Origin of the sequence: Bacteroides sp. K03 (assembly GCF_019734355.1) — a bacterium.
Lineage (GTDB): Bacteria > Bacteroidota > Bacteroidia > Bacteroidales > Bacteroidaceae > Bacteroides > Bacteroides nordii.
On sequence record NZ_JAASHC010000003.1, the window covers coordinates 192,630 to 205,660 of the forward strand.

The 13,031-nt window shown below is 38.8% G+C and carries 7 protein-coding genes; all 7 read right to left on the reverse strand.

Annotated elements, in window-relative coordinates; all coding sequences use genetic code 11:
* Positions 1-74: 74 nt before the first annotated feature.
* Positions 75-1,403, reverse strand: coding sequence for a trehalase family glycosidase (locus HCG69_RS03390; protein ID WP_221648852.1), 1,329 nt, complete (start codon positions 1,401-1,403; stop codon positions 75-77).
* On the reverse strand, positions 1,400-3,607 hold the full coding sequence (locus tag HCG69_RS03395) for a glycoside hydrolase family 3 C-terminal domain-containing protein (protein WP_221648853.1): 2,208 nt from the start codon (positions 3,605-3,607) through the stop codon (positions 1,400-1,402). Before HCG69_RS03395 ends, HCG69_RS03390 begins: the two co-directional genes overlap by 4 nt.
* Positions 3,608-3,612: 5 nt before the next feature.
* A complete protein-coding gene (locus HCG69_RS03400; protein WP_195449802.1) occupies positions 3,613-4,434 on the reverse strand; it encodes a LamG domain-containing protein in 822 nt (273 codons plus the stop codon).
* An 8-nt stretch (positions 4,435-4,442) separates the two neighbouring features.
* A complete protein-coding gene (locus HCG69_RS03405) occupies positions 4,443-6,455 on the reverse strand; it encodes a glycoside hydrolase family 97 protein (protein WP_221648854.1) in 2,013 nt (670 codons plus the stop codon).
* 19 nt (positions 6,456-6,474) lie between these two features.
* A complete protein-coding gene (locus HCG69_RS03410; RefSeq protein WP_221648855.1) occupies positions 6,475-9,573 on the reverse strand; it encodes an FAD-dependent oxidoreductase in 3,099 nt (1,032 codons plus the stop codon).
* 61 nt (positions 9,574-9,634) lie between these two features.
* Positions 9,635-10,897, reverse strand: coding sequence for a polysaccharide pyruvyl transferase family protein (locus tag HCG69_RS03415; protein WP_221648856.1), 1,263 nt, complete (start codon positions 10,895-10,897; stop codon positions 9,635-9,637).
* A gap of 109 nt (positions 10,898-11,006) precedes the next feature.
* Positions 11,007-13,013, reverse strand: coding sequence for a RagB/SusD family nutrient uptake outer membrane protein (locus HCG69_RS03420; protein WP_221648857.1), 2,007 nt, complete (start codon positions 13,011-13,013; stop codon positions 11,007-11,009).
* Positions 13,014-13,031: the final 18 nt, after the last annotated feature.

The following is a 13,031-nucleotide window of genomic DNA, read 5'->3' on the forward strand; positions in this document are numbered from 1 at the left end:
GTGTTTTTCCCTTTATATATGTATTACAAACAATAAAGGCTTTTGTAATCAATCCGGGCAAATCATCCCGATTATCATTTGTCTAAAGCCAAATATTGAGAAACCCAGACAAATGTTCCGGCGGTCCAACCAAGCATAGCAGGTAGCTTATATTCGTTTGTAACATTCACATTACCTTCATTCACATTATATTTCTCCCACAGATTACCCGTTGTCTTATAAATATTCACAACGGCCATTTGATATTTTCGGGCAATACGGAGTGCTTCTTCTTTGTAACCATACCGATCGAGCCCATTTACTGCCAGATAATTCAGTGGTGCCCACCCATTAGGATACGACCATTGATAAACAATCCCATACTCTTTATTCTCACATGCAGATATACCATACCGAAACTCCAATAGACACAATACCGCAGGAATCATCCGGCGAGCTTCTTCATCGGACAAAACTCCATTAAATAAAAGGCTGAATACGGCAGCCGAAAGAACATCGGAACGCTTCTCATTGAGAAAATCATAATCATAATAGAGTCCGTCATTATCATCCCTACAATATTTTCGTATCAATGCCTTACGTTGTTCCGCTTTCTGATACCATTGCTGTGCCTCCTCTTTAAGGCCTAATTCTTTTGCAAAAAACTCAAAGTTCTTTTCATATCCATAAAGGTTGGCATTCAAGTCTATCGGACAAAAATGTTCACAACGTGTCTGAAAGCGGGGACTAAAATCCCATCCGGATTCACACTCAGCAATATAGTGAGAAGCCACTTCCAGACGTTCTCCATCACTCATCCGTTCTATTTTATCACGAAAGCCATCACCCAAACGCCTTTGCAAAACAGAAAGGATTCTCTTTTTATCAGAAGTGGTTGCTTCATTTGAATATCGGTTCAATCCAATAGGAGTGAGACGTCGCGTCATCCAAAAGAAATATTCTTTTTTCAAACCGGGAAGTACTTTTTTCAGCCATTCTTTATCATGGGTCTTCAGATAAATATATTCTACCATCTTACTCAGATATGGCGGTTGAGAACGGTTTTCAAAAAAAGTCCGGTTTCCGTTCAGCATCTTCCCATAGCGCTCAACCATATAGAGCATATTCTCTACATTCGACTGAGCCAAATCGATATAACCATCCGCTATCAATCCTTCCCCCGTAAAAAAAGTATCCCAATAGTACATTTCCTGAAAAGAGTCATTCATACTCGGAACGGTATAACGATACGGTAACCCAATCAAGGTTCCCGTATCTTCAGGGCTGAAACGGACCGTTTTATTCCATGAAGCCGCAATGAAATCATGCACTTTTTTTATATCTGCCATAGAAGCACATTGCTGCGCATCGGCTTTATTTCCTAATCCAAGCAACAGCCCGATAAAACATACAAGAAATTTCATTGCCTTACTTTTATCTTTACTGTACTCTTGATATCCCTTGAAGAAGCCCCACAATATAAAGTATAGTAATCTGGTTCCACAATCCAAACCTTTTTAACATCATCGAAATAGGCAAATTCTTTCACTGGTATTGCAAGAGATACTTCCTTACTTTCTCCGGGAAGAAGCCTTATTTTATCAAACGCTTTCAGTTCTTTCACCGGACGTAAAACAGAAGGCTTATTCTGTCCTACATACAACTGAACAACTTCTGATCCTTCCGATTTACCCGTATTAGTCAAAGTAAAACAAATTCTAACCGTATCACCTGAAAAATATTCCTTCTTATCGGTTGTTACTTTTCCATATTCAAAAGTGGTATAAGACAAGCCATAACCGAATGGGAATAATGCCGGAATTCTTTTAGTATCATGCCAGCGATACCCAACCAAGATATCTTCCTGATAAACCACATTCAGTGTATCACCAGGATAAGACTTTTTCCCATAATAATGAGCGCCGTTATCTGCCAACTTTTCGGGTATACTGAAAGGTAACTTACCTGTTGGAATTACGTTTCCTGCTATCACATCAGCAATAGCATGACCGGCTTCCGAACCAAGATACCACGATTGAATCAATGCCGGAACTTTATTAACCCAAGGCATGGCTACCGCATTGCCACTGATTATTATTACACCGACATTCTTATTGACATTCAAAAGTGCTGTTAGCAAATCATCTTGTCTATAAGGAAGATTATAATCCAAACGATCTACCTCTTCGCAGTCTTGATATTGATTCTTGTTTAACCCACCGAAAAACAACACAATATCTGCATCTTTCGCTACATTGACTGCTGCCTGAATTAACGAATCAGCCTTCTGTTGAGGTAACAGATGCGGATGGAACTTACTGGGTCCGGAAGTATACCCGACAGAATAAATAATTTTATCATCTCCATAAAGTGCCTTAAGTCCTTCTAAAGGAGATATTTCTTTTTTTACTTTTAATTCGGAAGAACCGCCTCCTAAAGTCAAAGAACGCACTGCATTATCTCCAATCACTGCTATCTTTTGATACTTCCCGACCGGTATCGGAAAGAAATCCGCTTGATTCTTTAATAAAACAATCCCTTCCTCAGCAATACGGCGTGCTACATTACGATGTTCAGGAGTACTAAAACTACCATAACCACGATTACGATTCATATTGGTACGGAAATTTAATCTTAAGACACGCCGTACTTTATCATTAAGGTCCTTCATGGGTAGCTCTCCATTCCGTAACTTTACCAGATATGGTTTTGCCAGATAATAATTATCATATGCCATTTTCTCCGTATAATTCAACCCATCGGTACGGGTTCCCATCTCAATATCCAATCCATTGGATGCTGCCTCATCCGTATCATGAGTACTTCCCCAATCGGATACAAACACTCCATCGAACCCCCACTCTCCTTTCAATACCTTATTAACCAGCCAGTCGTTGTGTGTACAATATTGATTCTCATATTTATTATAAGACCCCATTACAGACCATACATGCCCCTTTTCAACTCCCGCTTTAAAAGCGGGAAAATAAATTTCACGCAAAGCTCTTTCACTGACTATAACATTGATACGTTTACGCCAAAGTTCCTGATTATTAGCTGCAAAATGTTTCAGACAAGCTGATACCCCATTCTGTTGCACTCCATGAATATAAGGAACCACCATTTGAGAAGCCAGATATGGATCTTCACCCATATATTCAAAATTTCGTCCATTCAATGGGGTTCGGTAAATATTCACACCTGGTCCCAGTAATACTTCTTTTTTCCGAAACCGTGCTTCTTCTCCTATAGCTTTTCCATATTCTAATGATAATGCAGGATTAAAGGTTGCCGCCAGACAAGTTAACGCCGGAAATGCCGTACAAGAATCATTTGTCCAACCGGCATGCCCCCAACTGTCCCAGCTGATTTCTGCTCTTATTCCGTGAGGACCATCACTTATCCAAAGTTCCGGGATACCCAAACGCGGACAACCGGGTGTACTGAATTTAGACTGCGCATGAATCATAGCCACTTTTTCTTCCAGAGTCATCCGGGACAAAGCATCTTCTACCCGTTGTTCTATACTCTTTGAATCATCCAGATAAACCGGAAGCTTCTCTTGACTCCATACATTAAACCCATAAAAAAAAGAGATAACCAACAATAATTGAATTTTCCGTATCATAATAATTATTTATTTATATTTGAAGATAAATAGCGCATTTCTTCCTTCGTCAAAGCACGGTCATATACAGCCAGTCCACCGATTTGTCCCACAAAAAAGTTTCCCATTTCCCCGGAACGATTGACTGCACCAACCGTAAAATCACTTCCCTGATAACCTCCGTCAAATAACCCCAAATCATACTTATAAGGATTACGTTCATTTCGTACATCCAGATATCCGTTTACATAAACGCTAACTTGTTCCGTATCATAAGTAAATCCGATACACTCCCATTCGGAATACGGAATCTTACTTTTACCAATCGCAGCGTCCATACAATATTTATATCCTTCGGTAGCACCTCCGGTTCCGGACACATGTCCTCCTACTTGCTGACTACTGCCCCATATCCGTAAATCCAGAAACAAACAATATTGTCTCTTTTTCCGGGTTTCATCCCACATTCCGGCAACCGCTTCACATTGGCTGTATTGTTTCACATCACGCTTAATCCATGCAACAACAGTCACCTCTCCTTCCTTTCCATGAATGTTCAATGCAGGACATTGAGCACGAGGTATATAAAACCATTCTCCCTCTTTTATCCGTGCAGAATATTCACCAAAAACACCCTCTTTTACTCTTTCTATAAAAGGAGTTCCTTCTTGTAAGGCATATTGACAACGTCCGGAAGAAATTCTTTCGGTCCCACTCTCTTCCATAAAACTCCAGAAGCATATCAGATTATCGACGCTTTCCGGTTTTACTTGTGTTTGTGCCAACATGGGAAATATATTAAATCCCCAAAAACCAATTAACATAGAAATAATATTAATTCCTCTCATCCGGCTTTCTAATCTTTAAATATTTTCATTATATATCCGCCACCCGGAGCCATTGTAAACGACAACTTTCGTTCAGAAGGTATATCTACTACTTCCCGTTTATAGTCTCGCGCTACTTTATCGGCATTTAATCCGTCCCGAAATATCTCAGCCTTAAAGTTGCCTTCACCTAAAAAGCTCAAATCCAGTTCTATGCTACGTGTATCCCAGTTATTAATCGATGCGACATACCAAACATTCTCTTTTTTACGGGCCAGAGTCAAAAACTTCGTTATTTCTCCATTCAAAGCGAGAGTAGTATCCCATACAACAGGAATTCCGGCAATAAAATCGGTACATTCCGTTTCCTTCATATAAGCAGAAGGTGAATCACAAAGCATACTGAAAGGAGATTCAAAAATAACATACTCAGCTAACTGCCGACATCTTGTTCCCTGACTCATAGGTTCACTGTTCACCGGACGATAATTTTGCTTGCTCGCATTACGCATTGTGCCCTGAGTATAATCCAAAGGACCTGCAACCATACGTATATACGGCATAGTCACATCATAAGTGACCTGATCGACATTGGGAGCCGCCCATTTCATGTGTTCAAGCCCCTGAACTGCTTCAAAAGTCAATACATTCGGACAGGTCCGGTTCAATCCGGTTGGTTTATAAGTCCCATGAAAATCAATGATAAGGTTATATTTTGCGGCAGTCTTTGCTGCACTATAATGAAAATTAACCATAGACTGATCATCCCGATCCATAAAATCAATTTTAAAACCCTTTATTCCAATCTCAGAATAGTGCTTACAGACTTTTTCAATATCCTGCATAAACGGGTAAGAACCCGTCCAAAGGACGATACCGACATTACGCTCTCTTCCATACTCGACCAGTTCTTTCAAGTCCAGTTCATCTACCACATCCAGGATATCAGTACCTTTATACCATCCGGCATCTATTACAATATACTCTAAATTGTTATCGGCTGCAAACTGAATATAATACTTATAAGTTTCATTATTGATACCAGCAATAAAATCTACTCCATAAAGACTACAACTATTCCACCACTCCCATGCAGCCTTACCAGGCTTTATCCAAGAAAGATCTCCCAACTGATTAGGCGTTGAAAGACGATATACCATATCACTATTTGCCAATTCAGCATCTTCTGCAGAAACAATCAGAGTACGCCACGGAAAATTCGTGTGTCCTTCACACTTTGCTATATAGTTTTCACGTGTCAATACAACTTCCTGCATATTCTCAACTCCCCCTTGTTTCACAGTACGGGGATAAGGAGCAAAAACGCCTTCCAAAGTATCAGAATCTCCTGAATTATTAAGATACATGCCCGGATAGTTCAATAAGTCAGCTTCAGTCAGGCAAACCTTCTTTCCATGCCCCAGTTCTACCAATAAAGGCATAAAAGCAAGACGTTTCGGATTCCAGTCTGATAAATTCATATAAGAGTACGTATTCACAAATGACTTAAAAAACTGCTCCTCAAAAGTTCCTTTATTCCCTCTGTTATCAGCATGGTATCCATTCTCTCTGACATAAGCCACATACGCCCTGGATTGTTTCGGAAAATTAAAAACAGCCTGTTCATTTTGTACACAAAAAGACACTTTCTTTTCAGAAATGAACCGATAAGCTACTCCATCATCATATACCCGGAATTCCAGAGCATAATCTCCTTTGAATTTAAGGAGCAATCCATTGTAAATATCCGCAACGACCTTCTTTTTATAAATCGGAGCGTCTATGTATTCTTTGACCGTCTTGATCTCGGCTTTCCTAAGAACAGGATTCACCCCAAAAACGGTTCCATCTGTCAATGACATAGACACAGGTGATTTCTCTAAAACGGTATCTTCGCCATGAGAAACTGTATATTCTACCTTATCAGTAATATACACTTTCAGAGAGATCATCTTATCCGATGATTCTATATGATAGAATTTCTTTGCCGAAAGCTGAAAAGCCACCAAGGTGAAAAAAAACACCCATATAATTCGTTTCATGTTTTTATTAGTTTGTCTATTATACTTCAATTGATTTCTTTAAGGGTGATACCTTGAACGACTTTTTATCCTTGACCAACTTACGCCATGCAGCCCTATCATACCCACCATCTTTTCCGTAAACACTACACAGTTCATTTCTTGAAAAATACCGGAAGTTTGAGTGGATATCTTCCAAATAGTTAATTAGACACTCGGTTCCTTTCGTTGAACCGCAACGGATAGCAGCAGCAGCTAATAAAAGTTCCAAATTGGCTCCGTATATTCGCCAGCGTGTCTGATTGTATTCGCTTGTTTTATATCCTCTAATATTAGGATCATCCATCAGCTTCTCGAGATTCTCGATAAACTTAACATCCGGGTTACGTTCCAGATAGAAACACAGATTCACAATCCGGTTATAATATGGGATTAATTGCAAATCGATACGCCCCTTGGTATAAGCATCATCGGATACAACCATTTCTCCTCCTGACTTAGTTTCTTCCAGTATATAGTTTATCGTCTTACTGCCATCCTCTGTGGCAGGCATCATTCCCAACAAAGCTATGTCTTTATTAATTTGCCAATAAAGTAACTTATCATCATATTTTTCAAAATAACTCGAAGCATGTCCTTCTTGCTGTTCCTGTTTATAGAGTGTCTTCAATTCATCAATAATATAGTAACTTCCCGACGTGTCACCAAACCATGCCAATGCCTTTGCCAGAAATACTCCCGGTCTCTTTTCGAAAGTGGCTTGCAAAAGAGGAAGAATCAGTTTTTTTTCCTGCATGCAACATTTAAATAAAACCGTTTCGTCTCCCGTACTCAGTTTATCCACTATATCCTGTAAATCGACTTTTCTGGCAACTGTTGCATCGGCTGGTAAATAAGAGCTTGCTATTAATTCTTTTTGTACAGGAGTTATATCAAGTTCACGCGCATTACATTTCTTTTTTAAAATCTGAGCAGCAAGCATGCCAGTCACATATCCCAATACAGTTATATCAGCAGACATACGCGTAAATTGTAAAGCCTTATATGACTGTCCGATTGATTTTCCGGAAAGCAATAAACCATCAATTTTCCGTGGTACAATCGATCTATAAGGAATATTCACCATGGACATATTATCAAAATGAGGCAACATAAAACCACAACGTGATGACTCTGAACTTGAAAAATAATGAGGATCATAATCACTCCTTGCCTGTGCAATCGTATCTTCATAACATGCATCGGAAATAATATCTCTGGTACTAAGATTGTACACGGCATTTATTCTACGCGACTCACGGATAGCCAACATAGGATAAAAATCATAAAAATGAGATTCATAATGAGATAAATACAAACCACGTTGAGTCTCCAGTATCTCACAGTTATTAATAATATCATAATCACGGTTATAATCCTTTATTTTAGGTTTAAAAGGAATGTCCCAATGACTATAATTCTGGGTAATTCCCATCCGTGAATCTCCTACACTATAATTTTCTCCTGCAAAATAAGCAACATCTCCATCGCCTGTTGCATCAATAGTCAACTCGGCCAAAATCTTATATAGCCTGCCATTCTGGCAAACCGTTACGCTTTTAAGTTTAGTCTTATCAACTTCTGCCGCACATAATATGGCACCATTGATGACTTTACATTTATGTTCCAAAAGCGATTGTAAATAGTAATAACTCCGCGGTAAAGTTGTCACAAAATTTGTATCAGCAGCTACAGTCTTAATTTTTTGCTCTAACTCTTTTATAAACTTATGTTCCTGATATCCCCTGTAATAACCATTTACCCCTGCTACTGTTTTGGTTCCCCCAAGTTCATTAAAATATTCAACTATAACTGTCTGAATCTGTTTTTGAGAGGCTGAAAGAGCAGCCATTGCACCTGCCGTTCCGGCTCCTGCCACCAATAATGCTGTTTTGTGTTTATCCAACTTCAGAATATCTATCGGAAAGGGAGATAACGGAGTCATAAACCCATTTTCTTTATAGCATTCGGATACTACATTGCAGTCGGCTTTCCCTCCAATATAATAAACCTGAGAGACAGAATTCATGTCAGGTGATTGCTCTATTTTTCCTACCAAAGATTTTGCCTGTTCCTTTATATCACAAACTGTCTTACAGGTATAAAATTCTGATGAATTTTCCATATAGTAGTAGTTCTTTATCCCTATCTTTCGAGAATCTATTTCCCCTTCAATATTTAAAGAACATTCTAATGCGGCATATCGCGTCCGTGCTTTAGAAAAAGCCGGGTCCGCTTCCCGGATTTGCTTACTTACCATTGCCGAGAGTAGGCGGGCCCGTTGTTCAATATGACTTAAATCATTATCTTCTGTAGCAAACCGATATTCTACGAAATATTGATCTTTGTCCTTTTTACCTGCATGTACACTTACAGTATCATTTAGCAGATTAAGCCCTGATAAATGTAGTTTGCCAAGTGAGTTTTTGTGAACAGAATCCATTTCGAGAACAAATCCGGCCTCACGTATCTGGTATTTCTGAGCAAATAATTCCCGGGTAAACAAAACCCCATCAGTAGCATCAACAAAACTCCTGCATGGAATAGAAAAAACTCCATGTTTGGAAGCAACCACCACTCCAGAAGTCTCACTTCTGTCATTCGTTAATATACCACATACATCATTCATTAGTAATACATCCACCTGGTTAACTAATAAAGAGCGAAGCATACCCTTCTTTATACTACCGGCAAACAAAAGAAGTTCGTTTCCGGAACGACTCTTACGCGGAGATTCCAAAGTATTATTCAAACTCTCTTCCTGTTCATCTGTCGGAAAAAAAAGATCAAGCAGACTCTTATCCCACTCTTCAAGCCCTTCAACTGATAACCAAAGTTTTCTTTTGGCTGCAATATCAAATCCCGGAGAAGTACGTTTATCTACAATTAATACTTTCAACCCTTTTTTTACAGCTTCCAAAGCAATAAAAAAGCCACATAAACCTGCTCCATTTATGATCATATCATATGATGACACAGGATCGGCTCTCCGAAATACCTCCTGAGTTTCAGTAAGTGCATCGGCAAAAGCAAAATTCCGCCCTACCAATACACCGCCCAAAGTCAACAAACCAATATTTAAAAATTCCCGTCTTTTCATTCCCCTTATTTTTTATTCTTCAAATTACCAATTTATATATAGATGTGTTTTGTGTTATTATTCACTGATACAATAGATTGCTAATCGGTACACATGCTTTCTTATATATATCCGAGATCTCTTGCTGGCTGGTTATAACTTTTCTTTTTGCATCGGGATAATGGGTTTCCATTTCAGTCAATCGATTGGCTATTTGAGTTCCGGTTGTCTCTTCTATTTCAAATATCCAATCCGAATATCCTAAATCATAATACATTTGTCCTTTAATGGTATCATCCGGTTGCCTTAAATAAAAGAAGGGTATCCCGTTGGCAGCCGCTATTATAGGAGAATGACATTCAAAACTTAATACCGCAAAAGATGCAGCATAGACAGAAGCAGCCTCATCCGGTAACCAATATCCTCTTTTCACAACATATGGTTTTACATCAGCAGGTAGAGAATCAATCAGCAATTCATCCATAAAATCAACCTGATAAGTCATTTCAGGGCAAACCAACACTTTATTTTTCGTCTCACGTACCCAACTGATAATGGCTTCTCTCAATTTTGAATGATCTTCTTCTTTATATTTATTATTATATGCTTCCACTTCGCATATTTTGGCTTCACTCCACAGATGCCTGTTTTTTATCCGGTAATAAGGTGTACGGCGTAAACGTGGTACGGCACAGATAAATTTGCCCTTTTCCAGACCATTTGCTTTCAAAAAAGCATTTCCTTTTTTCTTATCATGCAGATTAAAGAAAAATGTAGCATCCGGTACAAACCCGATATGAGTACCTGTGATACCCGCCTGCTTTAATACATCTATGGAAGCCGTCTCACGGGTATAAATAAAATCAGCCTGTTCCAAAAGATTCTTTAAACGGTTATCTACCTTGGGAATAGTTGTTCCGAAAATGCCAAAAGGTTTTCCATTCGTATATTTCACCCAGGCTTCCAAATGATACTGCCCCACAACATAAGGTCCCGAACTATGTATCATTAAATCTGCCATTTGAAATGCTTTAAGAACTTCCTGAGCATCCACTTGTGCATTCTTATCAACAGTCCCATGTACAATCCTTATTTTAGGAAAGTTTTTATATAAGAATTCTTCCACCTCTTTACCAACATTCTTTTCCCAAACAATGATATTTGCGTCCGGGAGATAGGTTTCCAATATATGTAGTAGTCCCGGAGTATGAGCAATATCACCTATATTCACATCCTGCCACCCCGAGACAACCAATATCGTCTTAGGATCACTTTTTTTTGCATTCAGGGTTATACAACTCAATCCAACAAATAGAAATATTAATATTCGTTTTAAGTAATTCATCTTCAAATATGGATATATTGGGGGATACCAATAACAGGTATCCTCCCGTTTGGCAAATAAAATCAGATAAGATAGGGCCTGATGCCCTATCTTAATTTAAAAAAAGAGATTACAGGTCTAACGGCCCTTCTCCGGCCTCTAAAGACCATCCCGGGTTTTGATAAATAACCGAGTTTGCTGCCGTTTGAGAATCCGGTGATGTCAACAAGAAGTGCTTTCTTGCAATCGGATCCAAATAATGAGCACTACAATAACGTAAACCGTCAAAGAATAAATTATTGGTTTTAGTAACAGACAATGGTATTAAGTAATCACTCAAACTTGGAGACGACATAATATTCTTACTATCAGCAGCCTGATCATGCAATAATTGTTTTGATGTATATAGCGATTGCATCGGTCCCCATACTTTACAACCTTTCAGAAGACAAGGGTTCTGATTTAATTGGTCTAATGCTCTCCAACGGATTAAATCTTCATAACGACGTCCTTCTCCTATAAATTCACAACGCCTCTCCCGACGAATATTATACAATGTCTTATCCACAAGAACTCCATGGGAATAAGCTCCCCAATCATTCTGAGCTTCAATATCCATATTAGTATGGTCAATGGTATTCTGATAATTCACATCAACTCCCGCACGTCTACGAATATCTTTCCAATATTTCTCCGCTTTAGCATCAATCCTTCCAGTCTTCTCGTAACAGGCTTCCATATAGTTCAAATAAGCCTCAACAGCACGGAATACAACGAAAGCTGTTATATCACTGGACACCATATTGAAATCGTGAGATTGTCCTTTTCCCAACAGATAACCGGTCGTTGTAGATTTCGTATAATCTTTACTATAAATCTCGGCAGGACTTGGAAACTCATCATGTTCAACCAACATATTCTCCAATACACGTACCTCTCCCGGAGCCTTCATAAACAAACGCCAACGCCAGTCACGATTTACTTTAGTATCGGCTATGTAGTCGTCGCCTTTATAATTACTGCCAGTAGCATAGTACGGAAGACCATTCTCCATTAAAAAGACATCGGCAAACTGCTGGGTATATCCTACAGAATAACCATAATAAACTCCACCATTGTATCCATGTTTCACCGGAGTTGCCAAATCAATGGAATAAGTCCGGTACATTACAGCTTCCGGATATGCTGCAGGATTTTTACTTGCAAATAAATCATAGTAAGGATTAACAGCTTGAGAAGCAGACTCTCTGATTGTCTTATTGTTGACAGTCAATGTTACTTTATCAGCTACTTGTTGAGCTGCATCCATCGCTGCTTCCAGAAAAAAATCTATTTCCGCATCAATACTGCCACTTGGGTATTGATAATCTTTCAAATACTCTTTTTGGCTACCGGGCCAATTAGGTCCCAGAGGCACATGTGCCGTTCCTTTATGATGTTTCAGCCAAGTACCTTCAAATAGTGCTACTCTGGATTTCATTATCAGAGCCGCATTTTTATTCAAACGTGTACGACCTCCTTGCGGAGCTGTATTCTTCATCATATCAATCGCCTTATCCAAATCGCTCAGAATAAACCTGGCTACTTCATTACGTGGTCTACGTTTGGAAGCTTCTGTCAATGTTTCCAAATCATCCGGCAAAGTAGTCGTTATTATAGGAAAATCTCCTAAAGCTTTCAACTTTTTAAAATATTCATAAGCTCTTAAAAAATATCCCTCACCTATATAATGCTTAACATTGGTCGGATCTCCTTTCAACTCTCCTTTCTCATAACGAGGAACAACCGTCTCCAAATAAAAATTCAAAGGTCTGATATCTGTGAAACTCCATGAACCTCCTGTTGAACCGACTTTAATCTGTCCCGGCATAAATTTGTTATCCCCATTACGTCCTACGGCATTGTCCGTACATATATCACTCCAATAAGGAGAATCAGCAGGATTACCTGTATAGCTATCCAGATTTGTATAGTATTTAATCGTATATGCAGCAAGATGCGATTCTTCCCATAAATATTTCTCGGGAGATATAGTAGATGGAGGAGTTACATCCAGGAAATCATCACATCCAACCATAGCAAACAATAAAGTATTGACTGCTATTATCTTTGCAATAGAACTATATATATTTTTCATATTTGTAAATTTTCTGGT

What these genes read in the sequence shown, in the direction of transcription:
- HCG69_RS03395 (WP_221648853.1), bottom strand. Translation starts at nt 3,607, where the DNA reads ATGATACGGAAAATTCAATTATTGTTGGTTATCTCTTTTTTTTATGGG.
- HCG69_RS03405 (WP_221648854.1), bottom strand. Translation starts at nt 6,455, where the DNA reads ATGAAACGAATTATATGGGTGTTTTTTTTCACCTTGGTGGCTTTTCAG.
- HCG69_RS03410 (WP_221648855.1), bottom strand. Translation starts at nt 9,573, where the DNA reads ATGAAAAGACGGGAATTTTTAAATATTGGTTTGTTGACTTTGGGCGGT.
- HCG69_RS03415 (WP_221648856.1), bottom strand. Translation starts at nt 10,897, where the DNA reads ATGAATTACTTAAAACGAATATTAATATTTCTATTTGTTGGATTGAGT.
- HCG69_RS03400 (WP_195449802.1), bottom strand. Translation starts at nt 4,434, where the DNA reads ATGAGAGGAATTAATATTATTTCTATGTTAATTGGTTTTTGGGGATTT.
- HCG69_RS03420 (WP_221648857.1), bottom strand. Translation starts at nt 13,013, where the DNA reads ATGAAAAATATATATAGTTCTATTGCAAAGATAATAGCAGTCAATACT.
- HCG69_RS03390 (WP_221648852.1), bottom strand. Translation starts at nt 1,403, where the DNA reads ATGAAATTTCTTGTATGTTTTATCGGGCTGTTGCTTGGATTAGGAAAT.